Consider the following 15,323-nt stretch of genomic DNA (forward strand, 5'->3'; position numbering starts at 1 on the left):
CATTTTTATACCTGTCTATCCGATAACTTGAACAACATTTCCTTCTTGATCCTTGATTTCCGTCTTCAGAACTTCAATCCGGATTCCTTGCAGGCCCGAAAGCTCGAAGGTGCTGACCTTTGGCAGCAATCGACTTGAAAATTCACCCGCGGTCCGATCGTCCAAAACCAGGGTAACATCTCCATCCTCCGCAGTCCAGCGACTCTCCTCCCCCGGCTCAAATACGACCCGAACGTCCGAACCGACAAGGCTCAGTTTCTTATCCTTCAGAATTCGGCCCTGCAGCAGCTTCCCGATAATTTCGGCCTGCTTGGCGCCTATTTGTAATGTAGCCGGGGTTTTACTTAACCACCCCTTCTTCCCCGGTTCAAAAGCCAGCTGGCTCACGTAGAGAAATCCGGTGTTCGAGCCCTCTTGTTTTGTCCCTCGGTCAACGGCTTCCGAAATCGAAGGTACCTTCAGCAGCGATTCCCGATCCAGATCCGTTATGTATTGCGGCATATACTCCGCACAAGCTTGTAATACGCCCAGCGTATTCCATGTCTGCATCGCCTCGAGTTCTTCACGTGTGATGCCAACCATCTGCAGGAATTCGACCCGACCATTCGGTGTATCCATCTCCGGCAGCTCGGGATCCAGGGTAAAGGAGAGTGCGGTCAATTGCGTATCGGCACCCAGGCAGATCGGCCCATTGGCATCCAAATAATCCCCCGAGCGAAAAACATTCCCGCTGTTAAACACGTATCTCCCCATGTTCTGAAGCAGATTTAGCGCCCACGTCGGCGGATCTTCCTCATCCTCCTGCTTAGCCAGCCTGAACGTCAATTCGAATCCGTAACCGCTCTCCTCCAGATTGTCCGATTCCTTGTCATACAGCTCGCTAAAACCATAAGTGACCATATGCCAATGCGGACTCGGGGCATTCGACGTATAAGCGCTGATTCCATTCAGCGGATCGGGTCCTCCCAGAGCATAGGGAATTAGAGCCCCGTAATGTTTCGGCTCCTGCTCCCCGTACAGCTTCAGCAGCTGCTCGTCAATCGCGTCCCAGCCTGTGGCGTTTTCTTCATGTGTCATATCCTGTTCCCTCCGTTATCATTTGCATTCAAAAATAAAACCGTATCCGTGTAGGCCGTGCCCTAATCACCATTCTCTTCCGCTTCATTATATAGGACATAGAGAGGAATGTTGAAGTAACCCGCGAAGTGTATAATAGAACCATATCAACAAAGGAGCCTACATGTTCATGAAAAAAATAACGGCATTATCAGTAACCTTAACACTTTCAGCTTCGCTTATGGCCTCTTCTTTTGCCTCGCTGCCGGTTTCCGTCGATGCGGCCTCCGCCAAGGAATGGATACAGATCTCCGAGCGGACGTCCTATTACGGTGAAACGGCTAACGGCCAGCCCAATGGACGCGGCACGATCAAGTGGGGAAATGGCAAGCAATATTCCGGCGATTTCGTTAACGGGAAGCGCACCGGAAACGGTAAATACATCAACGAATACCAAGTCGACGGCGAAGCACATAAGGTGGTATACACCGGCCGCTGGAACAACGACAAAATGGATGGCGAAGGCACCCTGACGCATAAGGTAACATTGCCCGACGGGTCCGTCCGATGGAATCAGATCCAGAAAGGGACATTCCAGGCAGGCGTCTTCCACAGCGGATACGATGTCATTCATGCCGTCGCGGATCCCGACTACAGCTTTACCTACAAGAAAGGCAAGGAACTGCTCGTGGTTATGGGCACCAATCAAAACATGAAAAAAAACTGGGCCAACGGAACAATGTTCAGCGCTCAATACAAGAACGGTTCCGTCAACCATAATTATTCGATCTTCCCGGCCAATTCGGCGGCTGAACAGGGTCAAAACGACGCCGCGCTCCGATATTTCCAGAACATTCAAGCCAAGGTTGCTCCACATCTGCAGCAATTCGAAGCATTGTCCAAGCAAGTTCCGTTAAAATAACCCGGCCCATACCATCGTCAAAGAACCCGGTAACTTGCCTATAGCAAGACCGGGTTCTTTTTTGGTCAGCTAATTGATCCTTTACATAAAAAAAGAGGCCGCTTTTTAAGCGCCCCGTGTTACCCTGCTCTTTTTTCCATTATCCAGACCATCTCTACTGTGAGCGTCCCTCGTTCAGCATCGTGATTGTTTTATCGATTCGCCGCTGACGGGTTTGCATCGTCTTGGCCTCGATCGACGGATTGTATCTCTACGAACACAGCCTTATTGTGCTGTCCAACCGCCATCCACAAGCAGCAAAGTGCCTGTCACGAGATCGGATGCCGGGGAGGCGAGATAAATAACGGCTCCAGCCACATCGCCAATGGTGCCGATCCGCCCTGCCGGGATCCGTGCCAGTACGCCGTCGCGGAAATCGGGTGAGTCCAATCGCTCGGCTGTTCCCGGCGTATGGATGAACGTAGGACCGACGGCATTGATGTTCACGCCACGACTGGACCACTCCAGCGCCAGCACCTTCGTCAGCTGATTCACGCCGCCTTTGGAGGCACAATAGGCAGCCCCTTCCGTAATCCCAACGACACTCACCTGGGAGCTGACGTTAATGATTTTTCCGCCCCCCTGTTCCAGCATGATGCGGCCGGCGGCCTGACAGCAGAAAAATACGCCCTTCAAATTCACGTCCATCATCTCATCCCAGTAATCCTCCGTGATGTCTTCCGCGAGCATTCCCTCTCCCAGACCCGCGTTATTGACCACGATATCGAGCCGGCCGAAATCCTCGGCTACCTGACCGAACACGGTTCGGATCTGCTCCACATTCCGGACGTCCAGCTCATAGGCCTTGGCCTGACCCCCTGCCTGTGAGATTTTCTCAACCAATGGACCCAGCAAGTCTTTGCTTCGTGCCATGACGGCAACCTTGGCCCCTGCCGCTGCCAGCGCTTGGGCTAGTCCATAACCGATGCCTTTGCTGGCCCCTGTCACGATTGCGATTTTATCCTGAATGCTGAAATTAGGCTGCATATATAATACCTCCATCCCTCATATACGTTTATGTTAGTTTCATTAAAGCATGATGGCTGGTCAGCGGCAATCATTGCGAGTTCTTCCCTCCCAATAAATCCATCCAAATAAGGCCTAAAGTACGTTAATTTGCGGCAGCCATAGAGGAATTTCTACTCGTGGGCTAGAAATGATGAGGATTATAGCGATCGTTGTCTAGTATGGAGAGTATGGAGGAAATCCAATGATGAACGAACGGTTATCTAAAGCGCAGCAACAAGCGATTCTTCATGTCGAATCCACAGCGGCGTGCCAACGAATGGCTGCCTTGGACATGACGGAGCAAATCTTGCGGAAACATGGAAAAGATTCCGTGGCGGTCGGCTCGCTGTTAACCAGTATCGGAAAGTCTGCCCGCGTCACGTTGAATTTCCATCCGGATCGGATACGGCCCACCGGGCACGCTGTCATCGAATCCCTCTTGGCAGAAGGCATATATCATAACCAGTTCATCACGAGCGTGACGAATGGAAGCAAAACCGCCTACCCGGGCGGCGACCGCGACCAATGGGAACGGCTCCTGTTTGGAGGTGCCTACCAGCAGCCCGGCGTACATAATGACGAGCGGCCCAAATACGGGGCACTCAATCTCATGCATTATGCCGATGGTGCGTCGCCCCGCTTCGGTTCCTGTTTTTTGGTGCTTTCCCCTAATATATTGAACCGCTGCACCTTTACATTCGGAGACAGTCATGCAGGTCCTGAATTTGTGGGCACCATCCGTCAATGGAATTCGATTCTCGCTGCACTCTTGCATCAAGTCGAGTCCACTGGCGCGGCCCTGGGCTTCCCTAATGTGGACATTCCATCCATGCTGGAACGCATTCTTCATCTGCCTTTTTCGCATACCGGTTTCTCCGGGCCTCTCGGTCGTTCCTTGGATGATTATATTGAAGCGCAGATCCATGGTGTCATCGACTTGTCCAGCGATGTGGAGGCCCTGGTGGCCGATCCGTCCTATAGGGACACCCCGATCGGGCACTTGCTCCATGCGTTATGTGAACGGTATAACCTCACCTTGTCCTGGCATCCAGGCTTCTGCCTTGCCGTACAGGATGTTCCGGATGATTTTCGGGGACCTGCCATGCCGCCGCTCGCCAAGCGGATCGATCAACGGTTTGGAGGCTCACTGGGCAAACTGGATGCAGTCATTATCGGTAAAGCGGCTGCTCAACTGCACCATGATCCGATCGAGTGGAGCGACTGGGGAGCATTGGATGAAACCTTCCAGCATCTCAAACAGCTGTGGCATGTGCTCGTAAAGTATGGACATTCCTATCCGTATACACCAAACCGCTAAGCTGTATTTTTTGCCTAATTGGAATGATGGTCTGGCTAAAAATAACCGGGCTAGCGATATCCGTGCAGCAACGGCTAGGCCTTTTGGATGCAGCTTCTTATATATTGATCTTAGAAAGGATGATGACCGGATGGATTGGGTAAAGCGGATGAATGAGGCCATTGGCTATATAGAAGCGCACATAACCGAGGAGATCGATTACGCTGAAGCTGCTCAGATCGCTTGCTGCTCCGTCTATCATTTTCAGCGCATGTTTCCGTTCATTACGGATGTTTCGCTGTCCGAATACATACGAAGACGCCGGCTGACACTGGCCGCCTACGAGCTGCAAAACAGCGAAATCAAAGTAATCGACCTTGCGCTTAAATATGGTTATGATTCCCCGGAGGCGTTCGCGCGTGCATTCCAGAACATGCATGGCACCACGCCGACGGCCGCACGCCAGGCGGGTACCAAACTGAAAGCCTATCCCCGCATCTCCTTTCAATTCTCAATGCGAGGAGCTGCCGAAATGAATTACAGAATCGAAGAAATGAAGGAGTTCTCCGTTATCGGTTTCAAGGAGCAGGTAAGCACGCAGTGTGCCTATGAAGACGTTCCCCGCCTCTGGAAGGAGGCCCAGGAGAAGGGCATTTTCGAGAAGCTATGGAACTATCGTGTGCAGGACCATCCGATCCGGGGAATACTGGGTGTTTGTGCAGACGGTGACTATGGGAAGAATGAGCATTTTGACTACATCATGTCCGTCGTATCCAAGGATACGCCTCAGGAACCGATGGTGCAGCGACATTTCCCTGCCGCCACTTGGGCCGTCTTCGAGTTGGAAGGAGATCCGAGCGGCATTGCGGAGATGTGGAAACGTCTCTATACGGAGTGGATACCATCCCATGCTTATGATCTCGCGCCGCTTCCTGCCATCGAATGCTATCTTCCTCCGGACGAGTATAAGAACGAATTGTGGATTCCTGTGATTAGAAAGGCATAGTACATTTCCGCTGAAGCGATGATTTTTTTCGCTCACCGCTACAAAGACCATGAACATGAGCTTCATATCGACACCGCGCGGTGAGCACCCCCTATCCATTTTCTTTCAAAATGTTCTCAAACCTGAACGGGAATCATGATGATAAATTCGGGGTCATCCGCATAAGGATCCTGACTCATCGGATATTTTTCGAAATGCGTTAAATGATCCGGGTTATATTCCGAGTAACCTTGTTCTTTGATCCAGGCATAGATATTGTTATAGGACTGATCGATGCTCTGCTCTTTCCGATGAGTACAAGTGGCATAGGTTAGAGCAGGAACGGATATCGTAACCATCCCGTCCGGAACTGCGTCGATCCGTTCCACTTCCACAACCGCGTAATGGATAAATCCGTCACCGCCGGGAACAGCATGGTAAGATAGCCCCAGCAACGTGTCGGTATGTAAGGCATGGGGTATCTCCGCCAGCCGCTCTTGCAGGGTCCGATGCACCGCACGTATCCCGCCTGCACCCGCCTCGGCAAATGTGCCTTCCCATTTCAATCCCATCGCCTGAAAAGCTTCCTTACTCGTAACCGCTGCTTCGTTTCGTTGATCGGTTGTCATTAGTAAATGCTCCTTTATCATATATTTGGTTTCATTATATACTTGAACTATGCCAGAAACTGTCACAGTATAAAAAAATCATAGGAGCGAAAACATGCCCAAAACCGAACGGATCCTTAAGGTCATGCAGCGGGTGTATGAACGGCAAAACTTCACCGTCGGCGAGTTAGCCGAAGAATTCTCGGTTTCGTACCGTACGATGCTCCGCTATCTTCATGAGCTGTCTCGTCTAGGTGTTCCTTTGTATGCCAATGAGGGAAAAAACGGCGGGTACTCCATTCTGACATCGCGGCAAAAGAGAGAACGGTCCGCGCAGACGAATGAATCCATTCAGCGGATCATCAAACCGCAGACCCTGATCGTCGGCCTGGAGATGAAGCTTCCTTTTACGGCCTACTATATGTCCCAAGCCCTCAAGCCAAAGCTCTGGCAGGAACTCCAGGATCGCATGGAGGAAATTCCTTATATTCGCAAGAAAACGTCGAATCCCTTATATATTGCAGCTGTTTTGAACCGGCAGCAGATCTACCACTATGTAGCCGGAATCGAGGTGATGGCGATCGGTGATACGCCGGAGCGGATGGTGGGTTTAACCTTGCCGACACAGGAATATGCCATGTATACCCATGAAGGACATTCCGATCGGGAGGATACCGACCAGTCTCATGCCTATGTTATCCAGCAGTTGAAGCAACGGGGTCTTACGCCAAACCCGGCGCTCTACAGCCTGGAACTGAGAACCTCGGTACATGCCGCTAAAGCCCAAATCTACATCCCTTTATCTTGAATGAATCAGGGACTTGCCAATACGGATGCGTATATTCAAGATGATATAAAAAAAGCGAGCCCCGGTCATGTCCGGGACTCGCTTTTGCTCGTTAAATGGCTTTCGGATTATCGACCACAGGATTAACATCCGCATCGTAATCCACGCCGTCGGTTTCAAAGCCGAACAGCTGGAAGAACTCGCGGCGGTAACCGGCAAGGTCCGTCAGTTCTTCAATATTTTCGCTCGTAACCTTGCTCCACAATTCGGCTACCTCAGCTTGCACGTCATCACGAAGTTCCCAATCGTCGATACGGATGCGCCCCTTCTCATCCACCGGCGTTTCTTGCCCTTTATAGAGACGATCGGAGAATAGACGATAGATCTGCTCGATGCAGCCCTCGTGCAGCCCCTTCTCCTTCATGACTTTGTACAGCGCCGATACGTACAGCGGAACGACCGGGATCGCCGAGCTGGATTGGGTCACTAACGCTTTGCTGACCGTCACATAAGCGCGTCCGCCTCCGGCAGCAAGCTTCTCGTTCAATTTCAGCGCGGTTGCCTCCAGGTGATCCTTGGCTTGTCCAATGGATCCATCCCGATAAATGGCTTTGGTAATCTCGGAGCCGATATAGGAGAACGCAATCGTGGTCACATTAGGAGCCAATACGCCGCCTTCCGCCAGCTCATTCATCCATAGTTCCCAATCATCGCCGCCCATCACCTCAACGGTGTTCTTTACTTCCTCTTCCGTGGCCGGCTCAATCGTTACCTCTGTCACTTCACCCGTATGGAAATTTACCGTCTTGTTGGTATAGGCTGGTCCGATCGGCTTCAATACGGAGCTGACCGTCTCGCCCGTGTCAGGCAGCGTACGGCGAGCCGAGGCAACACTGTACACCACGAGATCAACCTGTCCCAGCTCTTTGCGGATAAGCTCCACCGTCTTGGCTTTGGTCTCTTGCGTGAAAGCATCTCCCGTCACGCTGAACGACTTTAAGCCTGCGGCCTCCGCTGCCTTCTCGAAAGCGACCGAATTATACCAGCCTGCCGAAGCGGTCCGCTTCTCGGTTGCCTGGCTGGGACGATACACACCTACAGTATTTGCCCGGGAGCCGAAGGCGGCAGCAATTCTGGCCGACAAGCCGTACCCGGTGGAAGCGCCGATGACCAGCACATTGCGCGGCCCCTCGATTCCAGGCTGTTTTAACACATAATCGATCTGCTCCTGCACCTGGGCTTCGCAGCCTACAGGATGGGACGTTGTGCAAATAAATCCGCGTGTTCTAGGTTTAATGATCATATTTATATACCTCTCTTCCAGTACTCGTCGTCTGACACCATATGTATGGTCTTTTAAATTTCCTTTCTATTTTACCTGTTTTTTGTGGAGAGAGGAAATCTTTTGACAGGAAATCCAAGAAAACCTCCCTTCGTAGTTATGGAGGCTTAAGCCTGCATTCCTTCCAAAGAGAGGTTCTGTATGTTTAATGCTCTATATACGTTGCCATTAAATGCCTAACGGATTATTTAAATGAAGCATAGCCTTGGTCAGCCATGACCACGCTGCCTGTAATCGCAGCAGCTTCATCCAGAGACACGAGATACACGGTATCCGCTACAACTTCAGGCTGTGTTAATTCTCCGCCCATGACTTTGGCTTTCATGGAATCCAGCATTCCTGAATCCTTATAGCCCTGGATAATCGGTGTATCCACTGCTCCGGGAGCAACGGCAACGACACGAATGCCATATGGCGCCAGTTCAAGCGCAGCCGATTTGCTCATCATGATGACGGCGCCTTTTGTAGCGTGGTAAGCAAATGTGCCAGGTGAAGCCAGGAATCCGAATACGGATGCTGTATTGATGATAACGCCTTTAATACCAAGCTCTTTCATCTTTCTGCCTGCCGCAATAATACCGTAAGCAACCCCGTGCTGATTCACATTAATGGTGCGATGGTAGAGATCCATATTTTGCTCGAGAACCGGTCCAGCCCCGCCAATACCCGCATTGTTGTGCATGACATCGATGCGGCCGTAAAGCTCAACCGCTTTATCCACAAGCGCCTCGACGCTTTCTTGTTTGGAAACATCGACTTGAACGAAAGTGGCTTCGCCGCCTTCTTTTTTGATCATGTCCACCGTCTCTTGACCGGCAGCCTCATTATAATCGGCAACGACGACACGATCGCCTTTTCTTGCAAATTTAAGGGAGACCTGACGACCGATTCCGCTCGCTCCGCCGGTAATTACCGCTACACGTTGTTCTGACATTATCAATGACCTCCTAGGGTAAAATAGCGCTATTATTTGAACATTGTGTGTCCATGTCCTTGTGTTCATTGTAACGCTGCGTTATATTTAAGTAAATTTAAACCTAATTAATATTACTTAACTATAGATTAAGGATGAGTCATATGAATCTTGAACAACTGGAATATATCGTGGAGACTGCCAAAACAGGATCGTTAACCAAAGCAGCCCAGAATTGCAACGTTACCCTTTCCGCCGTCAGCCAAGCGGTGTCCAGCCTGGAAGCCGAGTTCGGTTTCTCCTTGTTCACCCGATCGCGGCTTGGTGCCGTTCCCACAGCCGAGGGCCAGCGAATCCTCCAGAAAGCCTATGCCATTTTGGAACAATTTCAGGAGCTGAAATCAGAGGCCGAAGGATATTCCAACCTGCTGAGCGGATCTTTGCGGATTGCTACCGTTCCGGTACCCTTAACGCTGTCCATCGATGCCATTATTCAATTCAAAAAAGACTTTCCCCAAATCAAACTCGAAATCACGGAAAAAGCAACGCTTGATATTATTGAGGATATCAAACAAAATCATGCGGATATCGGTTTGATTTTTGTCGATGATTCCATCATTCATCAACACCGCGGCCTCCATTTCGGCAAGCTGCTGGAGAGCAAATTCGTGGTCGGAGTCAGCCGTCAATCTCCACTCGCCATGCGGCAATCGATCACGCCGGAAGAACTGCGTAAATACCCCTTGGTTCTCTACAAGGATGACAGTCTGTTCAAACTAATGGATGAATTCGAGGAGCAGTACGGGAAAATGGAGCTGCTCTTCTCAACCAACCAGACGAGGGTCATACAGAAGGTCGTCGAAGAGAATGTAGCGGTCACGGTGGGGGTCGATTTGTCCTTCTCCAGCTTCACCCCCATACCTTCCGGAAACATCGTAACACTGGAGCTGGAGATGCCCCCTGGCCACGCTGCTTCCTCATTCGGGTGGGTACAGCCCGGAACCCACCATCTGTCAAAGCCGGCCTCGATCTTTCTGGACAAGCTGAAACATCAGATTGGATAAACGCCACCTTTGCTCCCAAATATAAAAGCCAACCGGCGTAGGCGAGGCTGTTATTCAGTCCCCTGCTCTCCGGTTGGCTTTTTTCTAAAAAAGTCAGTCTTAACGTAATGTCTCGCTGAGCGTCAAACTCACCGGGCAATGATCGCTTCCCATCACATGGCAGTCGATCTCGGCATCCTTCAGCTTCTCGGTTAAACGGGCAGACGTCAGAAAATAATCGATGCGCCAGCCGATATTCCGCTCCCTTACCTTGGCCATATACGACCACCAGCTGTACACGTCCGTACGGTCCGGGTAGAAATGACGGAAGGAATCAATAAAGCCCGCTGCCAGCAGATCGGTCATCTTGCCGCGCTCCTCCAGGGTGAAGCCGGAATTGCCATGATTAGACTTGGCATTCTTCAGGTCGATTTCCTGATGCGCCACATTCAAATCGCCGCATGCGATCACAGGTTTGCGTTCGTCAAGCTGAAGCAAGTAAGCACGGAACCGTTCCTCCCACTCCAGCCGATAATCCAGCCTGCTCAGGTCACGCTTCGCATTCGGCGTATATACGTTCACAAGATTGAAGTCCTCAAACTCCAGCGTGATCACTCTGCCCTCCGGCTCGCTGTCCTCCTCCAGACCATAGCGTACGGACAGTGGTGCGACTTTCGTAAATATCGCCGTTCCCGAATATCCCTTCTTCTCTGCATAATTCCAATATTGTTGATACTCCGGCCCCAAATCAAGCTCAATTTGCCCGGCTTGCAGCTTCGTCTCCTGCACGCAAAATATATCGGCATCCGCCTGTTGAAAATAATCCATAAAGCCCTTCGTTACACAGGCTCGCAATCCGTTGACGTTCCATGACACTAACTTCATTTACGCAACCTCCGTGATATCCATATCGTATTCGTATTAGCGTGTTGAATCTATGAATCTTCTAAATTCTATTATGGTATCATGTCACGGCTAATACGAACAAGCAGTTTCGGGCGCGTTCATCATTACTTCATGAACAGAAAGAAGAGGCTTACGTGCATAATCCCGCGCCAAAACAGGAACAACATAAACGTTCGCAAAGTACGATCATTCGTACGTTGGCAATCGATGAGAACCCCACATAAGGAGGAATACAGCATGACAGGCAGAAACAGCAAACCTAAGAACGACGGTCCTTCCAGCAGCCCTGAACGTTTGGACCAATACGGTGACAAGCTTGCTTCCGAGAATGAGGAAGAGTTTACTTCAGCGGCCGAGGAGCACTGTCGGGATCAGGAATAGCGGATTATCGCCGATGCGCATTCCATAAACAATCAAACAGCAAAACACCCATCCTTGCTAAGCGACGGGTGTTTTTGCTATTACGATATCCTGCTCTTTTTACTAAGAGTGACACCATGTCTTGTCGATCCTGTACCGCTGTCCTTGGTTTTGCTATGCCGTCACGCCGTACCGGTTGCCGTCCGGGTCCATCAGCGAGAAGCCTTGGAATCCATCAAAATCCTCAATATCGCCCACATCCGCTCCCTTGGCTTTCAACAGCCGATGCATCCCGCCAACATCCGTGGTGTGGATATTGAAGTACTGTCCTACACCATAGTTGTTGTTAGGAAAAACCGGCTGCTTCACCTCATCGGAGCGCACCAGACAGAAGCTCACTTTCTCATCGTTCATTCGCATGACAATAGCATCGGGTTCATCCCTGTGAATGATTTCGAGGCCCAGCATCTCGGTATACCATGCCGTTGAACGCTTCAAATCACTCACCGGTACAAAGATACCCACACCATACAATGGGGGTTTGGTCAATCTCTCCAGCCTCCTCCCTATCCAGCGTATATTCTGGCATAGCAGTCAACCACCTCGCTAATTAGTTCTCTGGGTGCTGATGTTTTCCTGCTCAAAATCCCATGTGTTATATCCAGAATCAGCAAAGCGCAGGTTAAAGTATCCAAAGCAAAACAGCCGCCTCCCCGATCAACACTGGGAAGACAGCTGCACGTTCAATCTCATAACGTTTATTTCACCAAACTCTCCAGCACGTCATCAATGATCTGGCTGTTGGCAATCGTGCCGGTATACAGCCAGCTCGTATCTTTTCCATATTCATAGATGTTGCCGTTCTTAACGGCCGGAATATTCGCCCAAAGCGGATCCTGAAGCACTTCTGCCCCTTCGCCGTCACTATTAATGAAGAACAGATGATCCGCGTCGAGCTCCGCCAATTTTTCTAGGGAAATGGAGGACCAGTTGCCCGTAGCCGATGCCGAAATTTCCTTCACCACACTCGGAACCGTGAGACCCAAGTCACCGTACATAACGGCTCCGCTGGACAACGTCTCGCTAACGACGAACAATTTACCGCCGACAAGCCAAATCGCTGCAGCAGATTCACCGCCGATCGATTGCTGGATTTGCTCCTTGGCATCTTTGGCCTTCTGCTCGTATTGATCGAGCGCCGCTTGCGCTTCCTCCTCCATGCCAAAGATTTCTCCCACTTTCTTCAGCTCTTCGCGCCAATCGTTATTGACCTCATTGCCGATGACGTAGGTTGGAGCAATCTTCTCGTATTGACTGTACTTGTTGCCTTCGACCATGGAAGCCGAGTCCATAATCAATAGATCCGGCTGGAAGCTCGCTACCGCTTCAAAGGGAAGATCATGCTCAATCGTAGGCACATCCTTCAATGAGTCCTGCAGATAATCCTGGACGCTTCCGCCCTTGACCGACCACTGCGCAATCGGAGTAATACCCAATGCCACCAGGTTATCCTCCAAGTAAGAAGCAATCACTCGTTTCGGCTCCGCCGGAATTTTTACCTCATGGCCCATAGCGTCTGTCAACGTGCGTTCTGTCTTGGCTTCTGTGCTTCCTTCGTCCGGCTTGGCTTCGGTGCCGTTGTTCTGGTCACTTGGCGCTTGGGCCTCCGTTGGCTCGTTCCCGGCTGCTTCCTTGCTATTTCCACAAGCTGCAAGCAGCGTGAAAGCTGCCAGCAGTCCTGCGATAATCCATATTTTTTTCTTGAAAAGACTCATCTTTCGTTTCCCCCTATGTATATTTTTTTGGCGCAATCACTAGCATTCTACGCATGAAGTGATATAATAACACTAATCATGATAATGAAATTCATTCTCATTTACAATACGTTATTTTAATATTTTTATCAACATAAAGGTTTAGGTGAACATGCAGGCAAATCATCCCAATCACAAAACAAACGCAAAATCCATTTACCGCCCCAAAACAGCGGCGGCCGTCATTCTCCTGGGGCTTGGTCTACTGGCCGCCGCGATGGCATCCTCGATTATCTATGGCGCTTCGAACATTAAATTGTCCACCATATGGGAGGCGTTTGTCCGCTTCGATGCCCATTCCACCCAGCACCAGATTATCCAGAGACTGCGCATGCCGAGGGCCTTGGCGGCTGCACTGATCGGCGGTTCCCTGGCGGTTTCGGGAGCCATCATGCAAGGCATGACAAGAAACGCGCTTGCTTCCCCTTCCATTATGGGAGTCACCGCAGGTGCCACTTTCATGATGTCGATCGGGTTTGCTTTTATGGAGTCGCCGTCCATCACCACGCTCATGCTGTTATCTTTTGCAGGTGCGGGCCTTGGGGCGGGACTCGTGCTTCTCATCGGCTCGTTATCCAAGCGGGGACTGACGCCTGTCAAGCTGGCGCTGGCCGGATCAGCCGTTACCGCACTGCTGAGCTCGATATCCTCGGCCATTGCCATCCGTTTTAACGTAGCCAAGGATATCAGCTTCTGGTATGCCGGAGGCGTGTCGGGTGTGCAATGGATGAACGTGAAACTTCTGATCCCCGTCGCCATCGTCGGGCTGCTGATTGCGCTGGCGCTCAGCAGATCCATTACCGTCATGAGCCTGGGCGAGGAAGTCGCTACCGGCCTTGGCCAAAAAACAGGAACCGTGAAGTTCCTGGGCACGCTCGTTGTACTGCTACTGACAGGCGCAGCGGTGGCTGTAGGCGGAACGATCGGATTCGTGGGGCTCGTCATCCCGCATATCGTTCGCTTCATCGTAGGTCCCGACTATCGGCTGATCATCCCTTGCTCCGCTGTCATGGGAGCACTTCTGCTGGTGTTTGCCGATGTGGGGGCGCGGATGATCAACCCTCCGTTCGAAACGCCTGTCGGCGCAATTACGGCCATGATCGGCGTTCCTTTCTTCCTCTATCTTGCACGTCGGGAAGGGAGGGGGCTGTAACGATGAATACAACGCGAAAAATCATGTCCGTGTCGATGATCCTGCTGCTGGCCATATTCGCCGTATTTCTGGTCAGCCTGAATATGGGAACGATGAAAATCCCGCTGGCTGAGGTCATTAAAGCATTCAACGGGACAGGATCTGAGCAAAATTATACCGTACTGATGCACTTTCGTTTACCACGCATGGTCATTGCCATCCTGATCGGAGCGGGAATCGCCGTCTCCGGCGCTATTCTGCAGAGTGTTTCGCGGAACGCGCTGGCAGACCCGGGCATCCTAGGCATTAATTCCGGAGCAGGACTGGCCGTCGTGCTGTATATCTTTTATTTCCAAGGCAGCTCCTTCAGCTCCGGCATATGGTCCGTCTATATCATGCCTTTTGCCGCCCTAGTCGGTGCATTTCTTGCCGCCTTTCTCATATATTCAATAGCCTGGAAGCAAGGCGTAACACCGATCCGGCTGGTGCTTGTGGGGATTGGCATCAACGCGGCCTTCGGGGCGCTGATTATCGTGTTCCAGCTGATGATGGACCCCAACAATTTCATGCAGGCCACCATCTGGCTGTCCGGAAGCATCTGGGGGGCAAGCTGGGAATATGTCGCTGCGATCCTTCCGTGGATCCTTCTGCTGATTCCCTGGGCGGTATATAAATCGCAACATTTGAATGTGCTCAACCTGGGGGACCACACGGCTGCCGGGCTTGGGGTCACGGTGGAGCGCGAGCGTAGAACGCTGCTGTTCATCTCTGTTGCCCTGGCTGGCGCCTGCGTGGCCGTTGGCGGCGGCATCGCGTTCCTGGGGCTGGTTGCTCCGCATCTGGCTCGTAAGCTGGTGGGCCCCCGTCATCAGGGAATGCTGCCTGTCTCTGCGCTTCTTGGCTCTCTGGTGCTGCTTGTGGCCGATATGATTGGCAAGAACCTGATGGCCCCTTCCGAAATCCCGGTTGGATTGGTCGTTTCCTGTCTTGGAGCGCCCTACTTTATATATTTGCTGATCAAAGATTAAGTTGAACGGTTTTCAGAAAAAAAGACGGCGATCGCCTCCGGTCATGCAGGAGGAAATCGCCGTTCTTTTGTGTCACGGCTAAA

The 15,323-nt window shown here is 51.3% G+C and carries 16 protein-coding genes; 8 read left to right on the forward strand and 8 right to left on the reverse strand.

Features of this window, described 5'->3' with window-relative positions; translation table 11 throughout:
- Positions 1–15 precede the first annotated feature (15 nt).
- Positions 16–1,077: a suppressor of fused domain protein gene (locus tag PAEVO_RS18455; RefSeq protein ID WP_100538860.1), complete on the reverse strand. Its 1,062-nt coding sequence runs from the start codon at positions 1,075–1,077 to the stop codon at positions 16–18.
- A 169-nt stretch (positions 1,078–1,246) separates the two neighbouring features.
- Here PAEVO_RS18455 and PAEVO_RS18460 point away from each other — a divergent pair, with 169 nt between their 5' ends.
- Positions 1,247–1,978, forward strand: coding sequence for an MORN repeat-containing protein (locus PAEVO_RS18460; protein ID WP_100538861.1), 732 nt, complete (start codon positions 1,247–1,249; stop codon positions 1,976–1,978).
- 264 nt (positions 1,979–2,242) lie between these two features.
- Here the strand turns inward: PAEVO_RS18460 and PAEVO_RS18465 are convergent, their stop codons facing one another.
- Positions 2,243–3,004, reverse strand: a complete 762-nt coding sequence (locus tag PAEVO_RS18465) for an SDR family NAD(P)-dependent oxidoreductase (RefSeq protein WP_100538862.1) — start codon at positions 3,002–3,004, stop codon at positions 2,243–2,245.
- Between the two features lie 226 nt (positions 3,005–3,230).
- Between PAEVO_RS18465 and PAEVO_RS18470 the strand changes: the two genes are divergently transcribed.
- Both PAEVO_RS18470 and PAEVO_RS18475 read left to right on the forward strand, forming a co-directional pair.
- The gene (locus tag PAEVO_RS18470; protein WP_100539507.1) at positions 3,231–4,343 is read left to right on the forward strand and encodes a DUF3626 domain-containing protein; all 1,113 of its coding nucleotides are present in this window, start codon (positions 3,231–3,233) and stop codon (positions 4,341–4,343) included.
- A gap of 130 nt (positions 4,344–4,473) precedes the next feature.
- Positions 4,474–5,328 carry an AraC family transcriptional regulator gene (locus tag PAEVO_RS18475; protein ID WP_100538863.1) on the forward strand — a complete coding sequence of 285 codons (855 nt, stop codon included), beginning with the start codon at positions 4,474–4,476 and terminating at the stop codon, positions 5,326–5,328.
- 116 nt (positions 5,329–5,444) lie between these two features.
- Here PAEVO_RS18475 and PAEVO_RS18480 read toward each other — a convergent pair whose 3' ends face one another.
- On the reverse strand, positions 5,445–5,936 hold the full coding sequence (locus tag PAEVO_RS18480) for a GyrI-like domain-containing protein (protein WP_100538864.1): 492 nt from the start codon (positions 5,934–5,936) through the stop codon (positions 5,445–5,447).
- Positions 5,937–6,030: 94 nt separating this feature from the next.
- Between PAEVO_RS18480 and PAEVO_RS18485 the strand changes: the two genes are divergently transcribed.
- Positions 6,031–6,723: a GyrI-like domain-containing protein gene (locus PAEVO_RS18485; RefSeq protein ID WP_100538865.1), complete on the forward strand. Its 693-nt coding sequence runs from the start codon at positions 6,031–6,033 to the stop codon at positions 6,721–6,723.
- A gap of 91 nt (positions 6,724–6,814) precedes the next feature.
- On the opposite strand, the gene fabV is transcribed toward PAEVO_RS18485, so the two are convergent.
- Positions 6,815–8,005 carry an enoyl-ACP reductase FabV gene (fabV, locus tag PAEVO_RS18490; protein WP_100538866.1) on the reverse strand — a complete coding sequence of 397 codons (1,191 nt, stop codon included), beginning with the start codon at positions 8,003–8,005 and terminating at the stop codon, positions 6,815–6,817.
- A 223-nt stretch (positions 8,006–8,228) separates the two neighbouring features.
- A complete protein-coding gene (locus tag PAEVO_RS18495; protein WP_100538867.1) occupies positions 8,229–8,978 on the reverse strand; it encodes an SDR family NAD(P)-dependent oxidoreductase in 750 nt (249 codons plus the stop codon).
- 143 nt (positions 8,979–9,121) lie between these two features.
- Here PAEVO_RS18495 and PAEVO_RS18500 point away from each other — a divergent pair, with 143 nt between their 5' ends.
- The gene (locus PAEVO_RS18500) at positions 9,122–10,021 is read left to right on the forward strand and encodes a LysR family transcriptional regulator (RefSeq protein ID WP_100538868.1); all 900 of its coding nucleotides are present in this window, start codon (positions 9,122–9,124) and stop codon (positions 10,019–10,021) included.
- Positions 10,022–10,120: 99 nt separating this feature from the next.
- Here PAEVO_RS18500 and PAEVO_RS18505 read toward each other — a convergent pair whose 3' ends face one another.
- Positions 10,121–10,885: an exodeoxyribonuclease III gene (locus tag PAEVO_RS18505; RefSeq protein WP_100538869.1), complete on the reverse strand. Its 765-nt coding sequence runs from the start codon at positions 10,883–10,885 to the stop codon at positions 10,121–10,123.
- A gap of 258 nt (positions 10,886–11,143) precedes the next feature.
- Here PAEVO_RS18505 and PAEVO_RS33880 point away from each other — a divergent pair, with 258 nt between their 5' ends.
- Positions 11,144–11,287 (forward strand): hypothetical protein, encoded by a 144-nt coding sequence (locus tag PAEVO_RS33880; RefSeq protein ID WP_009595787.1) that lies wholly within the window; start codon positions 11,144–11,146, stop codon positions 11,285–11,287.
- A gap of 153 nt (positions 11,288–11,440) precedes the next feature.
- Here PAEVO_RS33880 and PAEVO_RS18510 read toward each other — a convergent pair whose 3' ends face one another.
- Both PAEVO_RS18510 and PAEVO_RS18515 read right to left on the reverse strand, forming a co-directional pair.
- Positions 11,441–11,815, reverse strand: coding sequence for a VOC family protein (locus tag PAEVO_RS18510; protein WP_100538870.1), 375 nt, complete (start codon positions 11,813–11,815; stop codon positions 11,441–11,443).
- Positions 11,816–12,024: 209 nt separating this feature from the next.
- The gene (locus PAEVO_RS18515; protein ID WP_100538871.1) at positions 12,025–13,041 is read right to left on the reverse strand and encodes an iron-hydroxamate ABC transporter substrate-binding protein; all 1,017 of its coding nucleotides are present in this window, start codon (positions 13,039–13,041) and stop codon (positions 12,025–12,027) included.
- 151 nt (positions 13,042–13,192) lie between these two features.
- Here PAEVO_RS18515 and PAEVO_RS18520 point away from each other — a divergent pair, with 151 nt between their 5' ends.
- Positions 13,193–14,233 (forward strand): FecCD family ABC transporter permease, encoded by a 1,041-nt coding sequence (locus PAEVO_RS18520; RefSeq protein WP_100538872.1) that lies wholly within the window; start codon positions 13,193–13,195, stop codon positions 14,231–14,233.
- A gap of 2 nt (positions 14,234–14,235) precedes the next feature.
- Positions 14,236–15,240: a FecCD family ABC transporter permease gene (locus tag PAEVO_RS18525; RefSeq protein WP_100538873.1), complete on the forward strand. Its 1,005-nt coding sequence runs from the start codon at positions 14,236–14,238 to the stop codon at positions 15,238–15,240.
- Positions 15,241–15,323: the final 83 nt, after the last annotated feature.

Origin of the sequence: Paenibacillus sp. GM2FR (assembly GCF_002803325.1) — a bacterium.
GTDB lineage: Bacteria > Bacillota > Bacilli > Paenibacillales > Paenibacillaceae > Paenibacillus_AQ > Paenibacillus_AQ lautus.

Bases quoted from the DNA above. Each gene is read 5' to 3' on its own strand.
- PAEVO_RS18455 (WP_100538860.1), bottom strand. From the start codon at position 1,077: ATGACACATGAAGAAAACGCCACAGGCTGGGACGCGATTGACGAGCAG.
- PAEVO_RS18460 (WP_100538861.1), top strand. From the start codon at position 1,247: ATGAAAAAAATAACGGCATTATCAGTAACCTTAACACTTTCAGCTTCG.
- PAEVO_RS18465 (WP_100538862.1), bottom strand. From the start codon at position 3,004: ATGCAGCCTAATTTCAGCATTCAGGATAAAATCGCAATCGTGACAGGG.
- PAEVO_RS18470 (WP_100539507.1), top strand. From the start codon at position 3,231: ATGAACGAACGGTTATCTAAAGCGCAGCAACAAGCGATTCTTCATGTC.
- PAEVO_RS18475 (WP_100538863.1), top strand. From the start codon at position 4,474: ATGGATTGGGTAAAGCGGATGAATGAGGCCATTGGCTATATAGAAGCG.
- PAEVO_RS18480 (WP_100538864.1), bottom strand. From the start codon at position 5,936: ATGACAACCGATCAACGAAACGAAGCAGCGGTTACGAGTAAGGAAGCT.
- PAEVO_RS18485 (WP_100538865.1), top strand. From the start codon at position 6,031: ATGCCCAAAACCGAACGGATCCTTAAGGTCATGCAGCGGGTGTATGAA.
- fabV (WP_100538866.1), bottom strand. From the start codon at position 8,005: ATGATCATTAAACCTAGAACACGCGGATTTATTTGCACAACGTCCCAT.
- PAEVO_RS18495 (WP_100538867.1), bottom strand. From the start codon at position 8,978: ATGTCAGAACAACGTGTAGCGGTAATTACCGGCGGAGCGAGCGGAATC.
- PAEVO_RS18500 (WP_100538868.1), top strand. From the start codon at position 9,122: ATGAATCTTGAACAACTGGAATATATCGTGGAGACTGCCAAAACAGGA.
- PAEVO_RS18505 (WP_100538869.1), bottom strand. From the start codon at position 10,885: ATGAAGTTAGTGTCATGGAACGTCAACGGATTGCGAGCCTGTGTAACG.
- PAEVO_RS33880 (WP_009595787.1), top strand. From the start codon at position 11,144: ATGACAGGCAGAAACAGCAAACCTAAGAACGACGGTCCTTCCAGCAGC.
- PAEVO_RS18515 (WP_100538871.1), bottom strand. From the start codon at position 13,041: ATGAGTCTTTTCAAGAAAAAAATATGGATTATCGCAGGACTGCTGGCA.
- PAEVO_RS18520 (WP_100538872.1), top strand. From the start codon at position 13,193: ATGCAGGCAAATCATCCCAATCACAAAACAAACGCAAAATCCATTTAC.
- PAEVO_RS18525 (WP_100538873.1), top strand. From the start codon at position 14,236: ATGAATACAACGCGAAAAATCATGTCCGTGTCGATGATCCTGCTGCTG.